The sequence below is a fragment of the Acinetobacter sp. CIP 101934 genome, from assembly GCF_000369585.1.
Classification (GTDB): domain Bacteria; phylum Pseudomonadota; class Gammaproteobacteria; order Pseudomonadales; family Moraxellaceae; genus Acinetobacter; species Acinetobacter schindleri.
This window is the reverse complement of sequence record NZ_KB850094.1, coordinates 263750-278970: the sequence shown is the minus strand read 5'-3', so window position 1 is coordinate 278970 and position 15221 is coordinate 263750. Positions and strand designations below refer to the sequence as shown.

The window sequence follows — 15221 nt, the reverse complement described above, 5'->3', positions numbered from 1 at the left end:
CACCTTCCCCCTACTTCAGCACATCTGCATGCTCATGAAGTCGCTGAATTGCTCTTTTAAAATCAAATCGTTTTAAATCCTGCTCAATCTGATGCCATATATCGTTATATTGTTCAAAGTGCTGGCCACATTCATGCAGTACATCTTTTGCCCCCCGGATAAAACCAATACTTAAATGCTGTTCCAGCTGAATGACCACCTCTGCCACGCTCAACAATGGAATGGATGGGTTCAATTCATTTCTGCTTTCAACCACAACCGTGGAGATCTGTACTTTCTGGTCAGAAGGCTGTTCTTGTTCTTGTTCTGGCTGCTGCTCATGCTGATGAAGCCAGCTTAAGCCCAGCTTATCGCCAATCTTGTTTAATAATAAATTGAGATCGACCGGTTTTACTAAAAAGTCTTCATTCAATACATCCGTTTCCGGATTAATCATCCGCTCATTGGCATCTGCGGAAATAATAATAATCGGTACATTGGTGATTTTATTCTGACGCAGCAATTTCGCCGTTTCCCAGCCGCCCAGTAAAGGCATGCTCAAATCCATCAGAATCAGATCAGGATTAAATTCTGGTACCTGGCGCAAACAGGCTAAACCTGATTCTGCCTCTTCTAAAATAAAACCTAAGGGTTTAAGAAAATTCAGAACCAGACCACGATCGGTTGCTTCATTATCAACAACCAGTATTTTACGGCGTTCTCCGGTATAACCGGTCACGGTATTAGAGGCAACATCCGCGATCGGATGGATCAGGGATTTAGAAGGTAAATACAATTTGATTTTAAACACTGAACCCTGTTTTAACTGGCTGCTCAGGGTCAGCTCGCCACCGAGAATATCGACTAGGAGCTTCACGATTGGCAGCCCCAAACCCGTGCCGGCAAAACTGCCCTGTACCACATTACGACCACGTTCAAAAGGCTGGAATATCCGCTCAACGTCCGATTCAGCAATACCACAACCCGTATCATGAATTTCAAAATAAGCGGTCTGAAAACGGTAATCGACCTTAAATTTGACTCCCCCCTCCAGGGTAAATTTCAAAGCATTACCCAGCAAATTAATCAGTATCTGTTCCAGACGTTTTTTATCAATACGGACATACTGTGGAATCTTGCTACTGATCTCCACATCAAACTTCAGCTGCTTTTGGGCAAACTGTGGCTCGAATATATGCACGATCTGTTTAAGAAATTTTGGCAGGTCGATATTGGAATTTTCCAAAGAAATCTTGCCAGTTTCAATCCGTGCCAAATCCAGCAGACCATCAATCAGAGAAGTCAGATGCTGACCGCTACGGCTAATCACGCCAAGGGCAGACTCGCCCTGTTCAGACAGTTTTTCCTGTTTCTGCAGTAGCTGGCTATAACCGAGAATACTGTTCAACGGCGTGCGTAATTCATGACTGATACCAATTACATAACGGCTTTTGGCTTCATTGGCTTTTTCTGCCTGAATGCGGGCATCCTGTAACTGGCGATCGGTAATTTTATGCGCTTCAATCTCATCCATCAGCAGTTGGGTCTGGGTATTGCTTTCCAATTGCGCCTGACGTCGACTTTCATCATTCAGCACTAACCACCAGGCGGCTACACACAGTAGCAGGAACAGTACGGCATAGATTTTGACGAACAGCATTGTCAGCGCATCCTGCTGCTGTGACAAAGCGCCCAAGCTGGCAGATTCCTGTAAATAAATCAGGCTCAGACTGACTGCCAGCACCACGCCTAAGACGAAAATCAGCAGGATATACAGACTCAATCGGGTATTAATATATTGTACCCAGTATTTCGGCAGGAACCAGGCTGCAAAAACTCTGAGCTGTGAAGACCAGCGTGCATGCGGCTTACACAGGTCATGACAACGTGCTTCAAGCGTGCAGCACAGAGAACAGATCTGACTGCTATAGGCTGGACAACTGGCCATGTCTGCAGTTTCATAATCATGCTCACAGACTACACAGGTTTGGGTTTCGAGCAGCTCCAACTCAGGCTTTTCTTGACGTGCCAAGTAATATTTACCTTTGGTAAACCAAGCAATTAGCGGTACACATAACATCGCCGTACCGAGTGCAATAAAACCGGCCAAGGATCGGGCAATCTCTCCAAAAACGCCCCAGTAACACAGCATGGATAAGACCGATGCAATGATCAGGCTACCGACTCCAACCGGATTAATGTCATATAAATAGGCTCGTCGAAATTCAATTCCTTTTGGACTCAGTCCCAGTGGTTTACAGATCACCAGATCCGCAACAATGGCACCAATCCAAGCAAGGGCCACATTACTATATAAGCCAAGCACACGCTCCACCGCATGGATTACCCCAAGTTCCATCAATAGCAAGGCGATAAAGATATTGAATACCAGCCAGACTACGCGCCCTGGATGGCTATGCGTTAGACGCGCAAAAAAGTTCGACCAGGCCAATGACCCTGCATAGGCATTGGTAACATTAATCTTGATCTGAGCGATGCAGACAAATAAAACCGTCAGAAATAAAGCAATACCGGGATGATTGACCACCTGTTGATAGGCAATCCAGTACAGATAATTGGGGTTACTCAGTTCAGAATCGGCAACCAGATACTGCATTGCCAGCGCCATAAGTAGCATACCCATGAATATCTTGATAAATCCGCCCAGAATCCAAGCTGGTCCACCTAAAAAGACTGCCCAATTCCATTTACGCTGAATATGTTTTTTATCAGGTAAAAATCGCAGATAATCCGCCTGTTCTCCGATCTGGGTGATCAAGGCAAAGAGCACCGTGCAGGATGCACCAAAAAAAGACAGATTAAAGGCAGCGCTCTGACTTTTTGCGCCCTCAATCAATGCAAGATTGCTGATCAAATCAGGTTGTTTCACCAAGACAAAGCACCATGGTAATAAAAGCAGAAATAACCAGAGTGGTTGGGTGATGGCCTGCACCTTATTGATGAAGCCAATACCTTTGACCACCAATGGCAAAATCACCAGTGCTGAAATCAGGTAGCCAATACTCAGGGGTATCCCTAAGCCTAGCTCCAATGCCAGCGCCATGATGGCGGCTTCAAAGGCGAGAAAGATAAAGGTGAAACTGGCATAAATGACCGAGGTAATGGAGGAGCCAATATAGCCAAATCCGGCACCACGGGTCAGTAAATCAATATCGACATTATAACGGGCAGCATAATAACCAATCGGCCAGCTGGTCAGGAAAATGATAATCGCCACAACCACCAGGGCCCAGAAAGCATTACTAAACCCGTATTGCCAGAGCATGGTGGCTCCAAGTGCCTCCATTGCCAGGAAACTGACGGCTGCAAGCGCCGTGTTGGTCACTGTCCATAGTGACCATTTCCGGACGGATTTAGGCGCATAGCGCAGGGCATAATCTTCAATACTTTCATCGACCACCCAGGTATTGTATTTACGCCGGGTATGAATGACGCGCTGCGGTGCCTGACTGGTCTTGGCTGTTGGGTCCATACAGATTAAATAAAGCTAAATATCTGCTCTTAAAAGCAATAACTATGCCCAGCCTATCAGTATCTAAAAATAATCCGACTGAAGGTTATATACGTAAAGTGACGTATATGCTCATTTTTTAACTCCCCTTAGGCTTAGTTCCATACCAAGCGCAAACCAATGATTAAGCGCATCAGCACATCTAATTCTATAGGGGAACCCGACATGAGCTTGAAATCAAAAGTAAAGACATCTGGATTACTGGCAGGTTTACTTGCTGTTCCATTCCTGCTGGCACCCGCACTGACCAATGCCAGCGTTCCTGCAACAGCAAAGGTCAATACCACCAAACTTAAAGTCGATGACAAGTTTGTGTATGTGGGTCAGTTGCACTCAGCAACCGGCACCATGGCAATTTCTGAAACCGGTTCGATTCAGGCAGAACGTCTGGCCATTGAACAGATCAATAAACAGGGCGGTGTTCTCGGTCGACAAATCAAAATTATTCAGGAAGATGGTGCTTCTGACTGGCCAACCTTTGCAGAAAAAGCACGTAAATTGTCTGAAAAAGACCGTGTTGCTGCAATTTTCGGCTGCTGGACTTCAGCCTCTCGTAAAGCCGTACTGCCGATTATTGAACGCAATAACTCTCTACTTTATTACCCAACCTTCTATGAAGGCTTAGAACAATCTAAAAACGTGATCTACACCGGTCAGGAAGCAACTCAACAGGTACTTGAAGCACTGAACTGGCTGGCAAAAGAGAAAAAAGCCAAAACCTTCTATCTGATTGGTTCTGATTACATCTGGCCACGTACCACCATGAAAATTGCCCGTACCCACATCGAAAAAGTACTGAAAGGTAAAGTGGTTGGTGAAGAATACTATCCATTGGGCCATACACAATTCGGCTCCCTCATCAACAAAACCAAACTGCGTAAACCAGATGCCATCTTTGCAGCAGTTGTGGGCGGTTCGAACGTATCCTTCTACAAACAAATGAAAGCTGCGGGCGTAACAGGCGACAAACAGACACTGCTTACCCTTTCAGTGACTGAAGATGAATTGCTGGGGATTGGCGGCGAAAACATGAAGGGCTTCTACTCTTCAATGAAATATTTCCAAAGCCTGAATAACCCCAATAATGCTGCATTCGTAAAAGCCTTTAAAGCGAAATATGGCCCTAAAGCGGTGGTAGGTGACGTAACACAAGCCGCTTACCTAGGTCCATGGTTATGGAAAGCAGCAGTTGAAAAAGCCGGTAGCTTCGATGTCGCGAAAGTGACTGCCGCATCTAAAGGCCTAGAAATGAAAACTGCACCTGAAGGCTACGTGAAAATTGACCCGAACCACCATTTATGGAGCAAATCACGTATTGGTCAAGTGCAACCAAATGGTCAGTTCAAAGTTGTTTACGAGTCTAAAGGTCTAATCAAACCAAACCCATTCCCTAAAGGTTACTGAGTTAACAGCCACATGATCAGGGGAAGCCATTCTCCTGATCTTTTTATTCCACACAATTTTTTAAAGCTTGGAGGATGATGCGATGGATCTATCATTTGCAGAATTCGGTGCAATATTTGCCATGCAAGGCTTTAATGGTCTCTCTGTGTTCTGTGTGCTGTTATTGATGGCGCTCGGCCTTGCAATTATCTTTGGGCAAATGGGCGTAATTAACATGGCACATGGTGAGTTTCTGACCATTGGTGCATATACGACATTTTTCATTTCCACACTGACTGAAAGTTTTTTCCCTCAACTCCTACCTTACTATTTCCTGATTGCAATCATTGCAGCCTTCCTCACAGCAGGCATTATCGGTTACATGGTGGAACGGCTCATGATCAGCCGGCTCTATCAACGGCCACTCGATACACTTCTTGCAACATGGGGCTTGAGCCTCATCATGCAGCAGTTGTTTCGTTCTATTTTCGGCCCTAAGGAAGTCAGCCCGACTCTACCTGACTGGTTAATGGGTTCTTATCAACCGACGGAAGCCATCGATATTCCAATCAACGGTTTATTCCTGGTGGGCGTCACCCTCTGTGTTACTGCATTTGTCTACTTTCTGATTTACCGTTCACGCTGGGGTTTACAGCTTCGTGCAACCAACCAGAACCGCTTTATGAGTGGTGCTGTCGGGATCAATACCAAACGTGTTGACAGCTTAACCTTTGCCTTGGGTTGTGGGCTTGCAGGTATTGCCGGTGCAGCTTTCACAACCATCGGTTCTACTGGTCCTACAGCCGGTTCGCTGTATATCGTCGATACATTCTTAGTCGTGGTCTTCGGCGGCGCTGCAAGCTTGCTTGGCACCGTTGCCTCTGCATTCAGTATCGCGCAAGCACAATCTATTCTGGAATTCTTCCTTTCTGGTTCTGTCGCTAAAGTCCTCACACTGGCTACAGTCATTATTATCCTGATGCTGCGTCCTCAGGGTCTCTTCTCAATCAAAGTACGTAAATAGGGATTCAGGAGAGATATTATGAAGAATCTAATGAATGCCTTTTTAGGCGGTAAAGAAGGTGCGATTGGTCTGGTGATTCTTGCGGTACTGATCCTGCTGGTCATGCCAATGTTCCTGGATATTTTCCGTCTGAATCTGATGGGTAAATATCTGACTTTTGCTTTTGTCGCAATCGGCCTGGTTCTGTGCTGGGGACACGGTGGTATCTTAAGTTTAGGTCAAGGGATTTTCTTTGGCATTGGCGGCTACTGCATGGCCATGTTCCTGAAACTTGAAGCTTCAGACATGCAATCTACAGCAGCGCAAACCACGCCAGGAATTCCAGACTTTATGGACTGGAACCAGATCACCAGCTTGCCAGGCTTCTGGGAACCTTTCCATAGCTTCGGGTTTACTTTGTTTGCCATCATCATCATTCCAATCTTGCTTGCCTTCATCATCGGTTTCGCGATGTTTACCCGTCGTGTCGGTGATGTGTACTTCTCGATCATCATGCAAGCCATTGTAGCGATCCTGACCATTCTGATTATTGGTCAACAAGGTTTCACTGGCGGCATTAACGGGATTACAGACCTGAAAACCCTGCATGGCTGGGATATCCGTACCGATGAAGCCAAATATGTCCTGTACTACATCAATGCCCTGCTGCTCATTGCAGTGATCATGATCAGCCGTTTTGTCCTCAGTTCTAAACTCGGTCGTCTGCTTTCTGCGATGCGTGACAAAGAAGAACGTGTACGTTTCTCTGGCTATGACGTGGCCATGTATAAAGTCTTCATTTTCTGTTTCGCAGCTGTGGTGTCATCTATTGGTGGTGCGATGTTTACCCTGCAAGTCGGCTTCATGTCACCAACGATTATCGGCATCGTACCTTCGATTGAAATGGTCATTCTGGCTGCAGTCGGTGGTCGTCTGTCACTGATTGGGGCAGTGTATGGTGCCGTTCTGGTGAATCTGGGTAAAACTTACTTCTCTGAAGCCTTTCCTGAAGTATGGTTGTATTTCCTCGGTGCACTGTTCATCGGTGTTGTCATGTTCTTACCGAATGGCTTAGCGGGTCTGTATGAAAAATATGTCCGTCCATTGTTCCTGAAAAAGAAACCGATCGACAGCACTTCGCCACCGCCAAGTAGTGATCCGGATAAAACGATCGATCCAATTGTAGAAGGAGGCGTGAAATGAATAAAGTCGGCATAGAAATGAATAAACCGGTGCTGGTCATTGAAGATCTCACCGTGTCCTTCGACGGTTTCAAGGCAGTCAGTGATCTCAACTTCTATCTGGATAAAAACGAAGTCCATGTGGTGATCGGTCCCAATGGAGCCGGCAAAACCACAGTGCTGGATCTGATCTGCGGCAAGACCAAAGCAACTTCAGGCACGATCAAATTTAATGATATTGAACTGACCAAACTGAAAGAGTTCGACATTGTCCGTAAAGGGGTTGGGCGTAAATTCCAGAACCCGAATATTTATGAAAACCTGTCGGTCTATGACAACCTGGAAATGTCCTTCCCGCGTGGCCGTAATGTCTTTGGTGCGCTGTTCTTCAGACGCACCATAGATGTCGATGAGCGTATTCGTGAAGTTGCTGGCAAGATTTTCCTGACTGACCTGCTGGATACCTCCGCCGGTCTGCTCTCTCATGGCCAGAAGCAGTGGCTGGAAATTGGCATGTTATTGATGCAAGACCCTGAGCTGCTCATGCTGGATGAACCTGTCGCAGGGATGAGTGTGTCGGAGCGTGAGCAGACGGCGCAACTGTTGCGGGAGATTAGCAAAGGACGTTCTGTGCTGGTGATTGAACATGACATGGAATTTGTCAAAACCATTGCGGACAAAGTCACGGTACTGCACCAAGGCAAAATTCTGGCAGCAGGCAAAATGGACGATGTGCAAAATGATCCAAAAGTGATTGAAGTTTATCTGGGACACTAAGGAGGCCACTATGAGCGGATTATTAGAAATTAATGCTTTGTGTTCAGGATATAAACAAAGTCAGGTGATTCACGACCTGGAACTGAAGATCCAGCCGAAGGAAATTGTAGCGATCATGGGCCGTAACGGCATGGGTAAAACCACCCTGTTTAAAACCCTGATTGGTGATATTAAAAATACCAAAGGTGAAATCAAGCTGGATGGCAAGAATCTGGAAAAACTGGATCCTTACCAGCGCGTAGAAAACGGTGTGGCTTATGTGCCGCAGGGCCGGATGATTTTCTCCACCATGTCGGTGCTGGAAAATATTCAGACCGGTTTACCGGCTTCTGCCCATGGCAAAGTACCAGATGACCTGTATGAGCTGTTTCCTGTGCTTTGGGATATGCGCAAACGTAAAGGCGGAAACTTATCGGGTGGGCAACAACAGCAATTAGCAATTGCCCGTGCTCTGGCGACCAACCCTAAAGTGCTTCTGCTGGATGAGCCGACGGAAGGGATTCAGCCTTCAATCATCAAGGACATTGCCAGAACACTGAAAGAGATTCGGGATCAGCGTGATCTGACCATTGTGGTCTCTGAACAGGTGCTGAGTTTCACCATGGCGATGGCAGATCGCTTCCTGGTGATCGATAAGGGCCGCTTTGCTTATGAAAATGTCCGTGAAAATGTCGATGAGACCACCATCAGTAAGTATCTTTCTGTTTAATATTGCTGGTTTAATCTGGCTATAATTTTTCTCCACCTCCCCCGATTCGTCGGGGGATTTTTAATTTCTATTTCACTTAATATCTCAGAATTGTATTTAAATATTTTATTTGATTATTCACATTTAAAATTTTCTTCCAGTCTACGCATCCATATACGCAATTCAACGTATTTTGCTGTAACGCATTTCACGCGACACTCGAATCATAAAGTTGAATCAATAAAAGAGTTGGAGAAATTTGAATGCGTCACGGTGATATCTCAAGCAGCCCAGATACAGTAGGTGTGGCAGTTGTAAACTACAAAATTCCTCGTTTGCACACCAAAGCGGAAGTGCTTGAGAACGCAAAAAAAATTGCTGAAATGTTGAAAGGAATCAAACAGGGTATTCCAGGTATGGACCTGATTGTTTTTCCTGAATACAGCACCATGGGCATTATGTACGACCATGACGAGATGATGGCAACCGCTGCCACCATTCCAGGCGATGAAACCGCGATTTTCTCACAAGCCTGTATTGAAGCCAACGTCTGGGGCGTGTTCTCAATTACCGGTGAACAACATGAGGAACATCCAAACAAGGTGCCTTATAACACCTTAATCCTGATTAATAACAAGGGCGAAATCGTTCAGAAATACCGCAAGATTATCCCATGGTGCCCGATTGAAGGCTGGTGCCCAGGTGATACCACTTATGTGACTGAAGGACCGAAGGGCATCAAGATGTCACTGATCATCTGTGATGACGGTAACTATCCAGAAATCTGGCGTGACTGTGCCATGAAAGGCGCTGAACTGGTCGTGCGTTGCCAAGGCTATATGTACCCGGCTGCAGATCAGCAGATCAACATGGCGAAATGCATGGCATGGGCAAATAACGTTTACGTTGCTGTTGCCAACTGTACCGGTTTTGATGGGGTCTACACCTACTTCGGTCACTCAGCAGTAGTCGGCTTCGACGGCCGTACCTTGGGTGAATGTGGTACGGAAGAAAACGGCATCCAATACGCACAATTGTCACTGCATGAAATTCGTGATGCACGTAAATACGACCAGTCACAAAACCATTTATTTAAATTGCTGCACCGTGGCTATACCGGTGTCTATAACAATGGTGACGGCGATAAAGGCGTTGCGGACTGTCCATTCGACTTCTACAAAACCTGGGTTCTGGATGCTCAAAAAGCGCAAGAGAACGTGGAAAAAATTACCCGCTCTACCATCGGTGTTGCGGAATGCCCAATCGGCAATCTGCCACATGAAGGCCTAGAAAAAGAAGCATCTTAAGTTTGGTCTGAGAGGAGGTATTCGATATGACATTTGCCAGCGACCGCATCAGTGCCAATCAGGAAACCCTGGCCAAACAGCGTTATGAGATGCAGAGCAAAGAACGTATTGCACGTACCTCTCGCTTTAGCTTTGATCCTGAAAAAGTCATGCAGCATGTACGTGGTCATATCATTGGGCAGCGTGCCGCACTGGATGAAATTGAAAACATGCTCTTAACCGTCAAGGCAGATTTTAATGCTCCTACCCGGCCACTGGCAGTCACATTGATGCTAGGACCGACGGGTGTGGGGAAAACTGAAACGGTTCGGCTGATTGCTGAGGCAATCCATGGCAAGCCCGATGCATTCTGCCGGATCGACATGAACACACTGGCACAGGAACATTATGCTGCAGCACTGACAGGTGCCCCTCCAGGCTATGTCGGCTCTAAAGAAGGCAATACCCTGTTTGATGAAGCCCATATTCAGGGCAGTTTTTCCAAGCCAGGTATTGTGCTGTTTGATGAAATTGAAAAAGCCAGTACCGAAGTCATTCGGGGTCTGCTCAACGTTCTGGAAACCGGAACCTTAAAGCTGACCGCGGGTACCAAAGTATTGGATTTCAAAAACTGCATGATCTTTATGACCAGTAACGTCGGCGCCAAAGATGCTCAGGCACGCTTAAGACAGCTGGCCAAGCTTCCCAAGCCTATTCAGAAACTGGCCCGACTGGCCAAACTGGATGACAGCCAGATTACCGAACGCGCCTTGTACAAGAAATTTGATCCTGAATTTTTGAATCGTATTGAACGTATTCTGCAGTATGAAGCGGTTGAAGCTGATTTCGCGCCAACACTGGTCAGTCTGGAAATCGAGAAACTGAATCAGCGACTCCGTAAGCAGAGCCGCACAGTTGAATTTACACCCGCTGCCACCCAGTTTCTGTCTACCGGACACGATGTTCGCTTCGGTGCACGAGGCTTGAGTCGCCGCTTTCGGGTTCTGGTTGAGCCACAACTCGCCAGGTTTTTTATTCAGCATCCAGAAGCCGGTCAAATCATCATTGATTATGACGGCAAAACGATCCAGGTTCAGTCAGTTCCTGTTGAAAGCGTGATCGAAGATCTGCTGTTCATCATGGATGACACGGGCAATAACATCAAAAACTAGCTTTATTCGACCTCAACACAGGGGATAAAACATGCAACATATTAAAATTAAACCGGGGGTTCCGCTGGCAGAACAGGCGGAAATTGGACATAACCGCTGGCATCCGGATTTGCCATTTCTGACTTCGGTAAAACCGGGTGAAGAAATCCTGATTGAAAGTCTGGATTTCCTGGATGCGCAGATTAAGGATACCGATGACATTTCTGATGTCAAAAATGTCGACCTGACCCGTGCCCATCCATTAACCGGACCTTTCTATGTAGAAGGTGCTGAACCAGGTGACTTGCTGGTAATTGACCTGCTCGACATTCAGCCAATTTCAGATGTCGGTTTCTCTGGCGTATTTGCCAAGGAAAATGGCGGTGGCTTCCTGGCTGACTATTTCCCTGAAGCTGACAAAGCCATCTGGGACTTAAAAGGCTTATTTGCGACTTCACGTCATATTCCGGGCGTGCGTATTGCCGGCTTAAAACACCCTGGCTTGATGGGAACTTTGCCATCGCATGATTTGCTAAAGGAATGGAATCGCCGTGAAGCTTTACTGGTTCCTAAAGGTCAGGCTAATCCGCCTGATCCACGTACTGCTGTTCTGCGTGGCGTAACAGGTGCTGAATTCGACCGTATGGCAGCTGAAGCGGCACGTACTGTTCCACCACGTGAACATGGCGGGAATACGGACATTAAAGACCTGGCAGCAGGTAGCCGTATTTACTTCCCTGTCTATCAGAAAGGTGCTGGCTTCTCGATGGGCGACCTGCACTTCTCTCAAGGAGATGGTGAAATCGGTTTCTGTGGCGCGATCGAAATGGACGGTGTTACCCGTGTCGGCTTCGACCTGATCAAAGGTGGTATGGAGAAATATAATATTGATTCTCCAATCTTTGTGCCAAGTAATGTCCGTCCGGCTTATGACCAGTGGCTGACCTTTGAAGGCATCAGCGTTGAAGATGGCGTAAACCATTATCTGGATGCCACTGTGGCATATCGTCAGGCGTGTTTAAAAGCAATCAAATACCTTGAAAACTTCGGCTTTACCGGTTCACAAGCATACATGTTACTGACTGCGGCACCAGTTGAAGGCCGTATTGGCGGTATCGTGGATATTCCAAATTGTGCATGTACCGTATCTCTGCCAACTTCAATTTTTGAACAGAATATCCTGCCTCAGGGTGCGCTGAACGATGATAAGTTCTGGGGGCATAAACGCTAGATTTTACGATTTATTATTGTTTTAGCTTCACAACGGGTAGTCATCCAACCTAAAGCCTTCGGCTACCCGTCTTTTTAATTTGAGGCCTTCATGCTACAGGAGTACAGAAATGCCGTTATATGATTTCCGCTGTGAGCATTGCGAGGGAATTTTTGAACAACGTGTTCCAATTGCCCGTATCTCGACCGATACGATTGAATGTAATTATTGCCAACAGCAGACTTTAGCTAAACCGATGATCACCGGTCATCAGCAAATTAATATGAAAAGCAAATGGCGTCCGGGTTCAGGTGCTGAACAACTTGCAGGGCCTCTGGTAGAAGGACCCGGTACCAATAAAAATAGCGCACGCAGCTCAGTTCTACATAATTGCCGCGGCGTTAACTGTTCTTTATGCGATGTCTAATCTTGATTCATAAAAAATCCCGCTCTGGCGGGATTTTTTTGATTGCTTAAATTCGATAGTTTAAACCACCAGATCTGCCAGATTACCTTTCTGTTCTAACCAGTCTTTACGGTCACTGGCACGTTTTTTCGCCAGTAATTTATCCAGTAAACCTGCCGTATGATGAGCATCATCTAAATCTAGTTGCACCAGACGGCGCGTATTTGGATCAAGTGTGGTTTCACGCAACTGGCTGGCATTCATCTCACCCAAACCTTTGAATCGAGTAATTTGCGGATTCTTGGTTTTGCATTTTTTCAGAATGCTATTTAGCTCGTCTTCATCCAGGGCGTAGTGCACGTCTTTGTTGTCATCAATCCGGAATAAAGGCGGCATTGCAACATATAGATGGCCTTCTTCGACCAGTGTCGGGAAATGTTTCACAAACAGTGCGCACAGCAAGGTCGCAATATGCAGACCATCCGAGTCGGCATCGGCTAGAATACAGATCTTGCCATAGCGCAGTTCAGACAGGTCATCCGAACCCGGATCGACCCCAATGGCAATCGCGATATTATGCACTTCCTGAGATGCTAGAACTTCATCAGAAGACACTTCCCAAGTATTTAAAATCTTACCTCGAATCGGCATGATGGCCTGGAAGTTCTTGTCACGCGCTTGCTTGGCTGAACCGCCTGCAGAATCCCCTTCTACAATAAACAGTTCTGACTGGTCCAGATCATGGCCAACACAATCCGACAGTTTTCCGGGTAGTGTTGGACCCGCGACGATTTTCTTACGTTCTACTTTTTTCGCTGCTTTGAGACGGCGACCGGCTTTGGAAATTGCCATCTCCGCCAGTTGCATGGCGATATCTGAATTCTGATTCAACCATAATGCAAAGGCATCTTTGGCAATATTCTGCACCACCCCGACCGCTTCACGACTCGACAGGCGTTCTTTGGTTTGACCTGAGAATTGCGGTTCCTGGAATTTCAGTGACAGGATATAGTTCACGCCGTCCCAGACATCTTCGGCAGACAGCTTCATGTTACGCGGCAACAGATTACGTAATTCACAGAATTCACGCATCGCATCGGTCACACCCGAACGCAGGCCGTTGACATGAGTACCGCCCTGCGCAGTTGGAATCAGGTTGACGTAGGATTCCTGGATGCTTTCGCCACCTTCAACATTCCAGCAAATGGCAAATTCAGCACTGGCACGTTCGGCATCACCCGTTGCAACAAAAGCGGGTGCTGGGATGATCTCACGATCTTCCAGCTCATCCATCAGATAGTCGACCAGACCATTTTCAAACTGCCAGGTGATCTTCTCGTCATTAATCTGATCGATATAATTGATCTCTAAACCCGCGGCCAGAACAGCTTTGGCTTTAAGATTATGTTTTAAGGCTTTCAGGGCAAATTTTGGTGAATCGAAGTATTTGGCTTCTGGCCAGAACTGCACCGTAGTCCCAGACGCGCGTTTGGGTGCCTTACCTGCCAGTACTTCAAGTGGTGCAACCGGTTCACCATTTTCAAAGGCCATTTTGTACAGGTTACCCTGACGCTGGACGGCCACTTCGACACGGGTCGACAGCGCATTGACCACTGAAATCCCGACACCATGCAGACCACCAGAGAACTGGTAATTATCGGTACTAAACTTGCCACCGGCATGCAGTTTAGTCAGGATGATTTCAATCCCGCTCTGACCATATTCCGGGTGAATATCCACCGGCATACCACGGCCATTGTCTTCGACTGATAACGAGCCATCTTTATAGACTGTCACGGTAATTTTGTTGGCATGTCCAGCCAGTGCCTCATCCACAGCATTGTCAATCACTTCCTGCGCCAGATGGTTTGGACGAGTGGTATCGGTATACATGCCCGGACGACGACGGACCGGGTCCAGACCAGACAGAACTTCAAGAGATTGAGCCGTATATTGAGACACGTTATTCGGTTTCCTTTTTTATGCAGTCCAATAAAAACTGTAACACCAGCGGAATCTTCTCCGCAAAATCATCCATCCCGTGATTGCCATTGGCCTCAGTCATCAGCATCGCCGGAGGATGAGCAGCACTATAATAGCGATGTGCTTCACGATAATCCAAAACTTCATCGCCTTGTTGTAACAGTACCAGTATTTTGTCTGCATCTTGTGCAATTGGCAGTGCTAGTCCTTCCAGCTGGTCAAGATGTGAATCGTCCAGACGCCAGTTCGGATGCACCTGTAACGGCAGCTCATCATCGAACAGTTCGCGGAACAGCTGCCATGGTCGCATGGCCGGATTGATCAGTACAGCCGGCACACTGTACTTGGCGACCAGATGTGTCGCATAAAATCCCCCCAGGCTACTGCCCACCAAGCTTACATTATCCAGTGACTCAATCAGTGCTGACATGTGCTGAATCGTATCCACAGGAGACATGTTCAGATCTGGCAAATGCACCTGAATTTGTGGATTTTTTTCGCAATACTGCCGAAGTAACTGGCCCTTGATCGAGGCAGCGCTGCTTCGAAAGCCGTGTAAGTAAATGACATTCATCAATTATTAATAAAAAACGCCTATATTTTAATCAAAATCTATTTTATATATCAGAGATGGATCATCGT

At 46.6% G+C, this 15221-nt stretch carries 12 protein-coding genes; 9 read left to right on the top strand and 3 right to left on the bottom strand.

Going from position 1 to position 15221, the window contains the following annotated elements; all coding sequences use genetic code 11:
- Positions 1-10 precede the first annotated feature (10 nt).
- Positions 11-3472 (bottom strand): hybrid sensor histidine kinase/response regulator, encoded by a 3462-nt coding sequence (locus F899_RS01810; RefSeq protein WP_005220519.1) that lies wholly within the window; start codon positions 3470-3472, stop codon positions 11-13.
- A 204-nt stretch (positions 3473-3676) separates the two neighbouring features.
- Here F899_RS01810 and urtA point away from each other — a divergent pair, with 204 nt between their 5' ends.
- The 9 genes from urtA to F899_RS01765 all read left to right on the top strand — a co-directional run bounded on the left by urtA (position 3677) and on the right by F899_RS01765 (position 12617).
- Positions 3677-4915 (top strand): urea ABC transporter substrate-binding protein, encoded by a 1239-nt coding sequence (gene urtA / locus F899_RS01805; RefSeq protein WP_004813834.1) that lies wholly within the window; start codon positions 3677-3679, stop codon positions 4913-4915.
- An 82-nt stretch (positions 4916-4997) separates the two neighbouring features.
- On the top strand, positions 4998-5918 hold the full coding sequence (gene urtB, locus F899_RS01800) for an urea ABC transporter permease subunit UrtB (RefSeq protein WP_000365952.1): 921 nt from the start codon (positions 4998-5000) through the stop codon (positions 5916-5918).
- Positions 5919-5936: 18 nt separating this feature from the next.
- Positions 5937-7100 (top strand): urea ABC transporter permease subunit UrtC, encoded by a 1164-nt coding sequence (urtC, locus tag F899_RS01795; RefSeq protein WP_004813838.1) that lies wholly within the window; start codon positions 5937-5939, stop codon positions 7098-7100.
- Positions 7097-7855, top strand: a complete 759-nt coding sequence (urtD, locus tag F899_RS01790) for an urea ABC transporter ATP-binding protein UrtD (RefSeq protein WP_005220518.1) — start codon at positions 7097-7099, stop codon at positions 7853-7855. Before urtC ends, urtD begins: the two co-directional genes overlap by 4 nt.
- Positions 7856-7865: 10 nt before the next feature.
- Positions 7866-8564 (top strand): urea ABC transporter ATP-binding subunit UrtE, encoded by a 699-nt coding sequence (gene urtE, locus F899_RS01785; protein WP_004756673.1) that lies wholly within the window; start codon positions 7866-7868, stop codon positions 8562-8564.
- A 242-nt stretch (positions 8565-8806) separates the two neighbouring features.
- Entirely contained in the window at positions 8807-9850 is a 1044-nt protein-coding gene (locus F899_RS01780; protein ID WP_004813842.1) for an aliphatic amidase, read from the top strand.
- 26 nt (positions 9851-9876) lie between these two features.
- Positions 9877-11001: an AAA family ATPase gene (locus F899_RS01775; protein ID WP_005220517.1), complete on the top strand. Its 1125-nt coding sequence runs from the start codon at positions 9877-9879 to the stop codon at positions 10999-11001.
- Between the two features lie 31 nt (positions 11002-11032).
- Positions 11033-12211 (top strand): formamidase, encoded by a 1179-nt coding sequence (fmdA, locus tag F899_RS01770; RefSeq protein WP_001163819.1) that lies wholly within the window; start codon positions 11033-11035, stop codon positions 12209-12211.
- A 109-nt stretch (positions 12212-12320) separates the two neighbouring features.
- Positions 12321-12617: an FmdB family zinc ribbon protein gene (locus tag F899_RS01765; protein WP_004813845.1), complete on the top strand. Its 297-nt coding sequence runs from the start codon at positions 12321-12323 to the stop codon at positions 12615-12617.
- 60 nt (positions 12618-12677) lie between these two features.
- Here F899_RS01765 and parE read toward each other — a convergent pair whose 3' ends face one another.
- Positions 12678-14558 carry a DNA topoisomerase IV subunit B gene (parE, locus tag F899_RS01760; RefSeq protein ID WP_004813846.1) on the bottom strand — a complete coding sequence of 627 codons (1881 nt, stop codon included), beginning with the start codon at positions 14556-14558 and terminating at the stop codon, positions 12678-12680.
- Position 14559: 1 nt separating this feature from the next.
- Complete coding sequence (locus F899_RS01755; RefSeq protein WP_004813847.1) at positions 14560-15153, bottom strand: YqiA/YcfP family alpha/beta fold hydrolase; 594 nt, start codon at positions 15151-15153, stop codon at positions 14560-14562.
- Positions 15154-15221: the final 68 nt, after the last annotated feature.

Bases quoted from the DNA above. Each gene is read 5' to 3' on its own strand.
- F899_RS01780 (WP_004813842.1), top strand. From the start codon at position 8,807: ATGCGTCACGGTGATATCTCAAGCAGCCCAGATACAGTAGGTGTGGCA.
- urtA (WP_004813834.1), top strand. From the start codon at position 3,677: ATGAGCTTGAAATCAAAAGTAAAGACATCTGGATTACTGGCAGGTTTA.
- urtE (WP_004756673.1), top strand. From the start codon at position 7,866: ATGAGCGGATTATTAGAAATTAATGCTTTGTGTTCAGGATATAAACAA.
- F899_RS01755 (WP_004813847.1), bottom strand. From the start codon at position 15,153: ATGAATGTCATTTACTTACACGGCTTTCGAAGCAGCGCTGCCTCGATC.
- F899_RS01810 (WP_005220519.1), bottom strand. From the start codon at position 3,472: ATGGACCCAACAGCCAAGACCAGTCAGGCACCGCAGCGCGTCATTCAT.
- urtD (WP_005220518.1), top strand. From the start codon at position 7,097: ATGAATAAAGTCGGCATAGAAATGAATAAACCGGTGCTGGTCATTGAA.
- F899_RS01775 (WP_005220517.1), top strand. From the start codon at position 9,877: ATGACATTTGCCAGCGACCGCATCAGTGCCAATCAGGAAACCCTGGCC.
- urtB (WP_000365952.1), top strand. From the start codon at position 4,998: ATGGATCTATCATTTGCAGAATTCGGTGCAATATTTGCCATGCAAGGC.
- urtC (WP_004813838.1), top strand. From the start codon at position 5,937: ATGAAGAATCTAATGAATGCCTTTTTAGGCGGTAAAGAAGGTGCGATT.
- F899_RS01765 (WP_004813845.1), top strand. From the start codon at position 12,321: ATGCCGTTATATGATTTCCGCTGTGAGCATTGCGAGGGAATTTTTGAA.
- fmdA (WP_001163819.1), top strand. From the start codon at position 11,033: ATGCAACATATTAAAATTAAACCGGGGGTTCCGCTGGCAGAACAGGCG.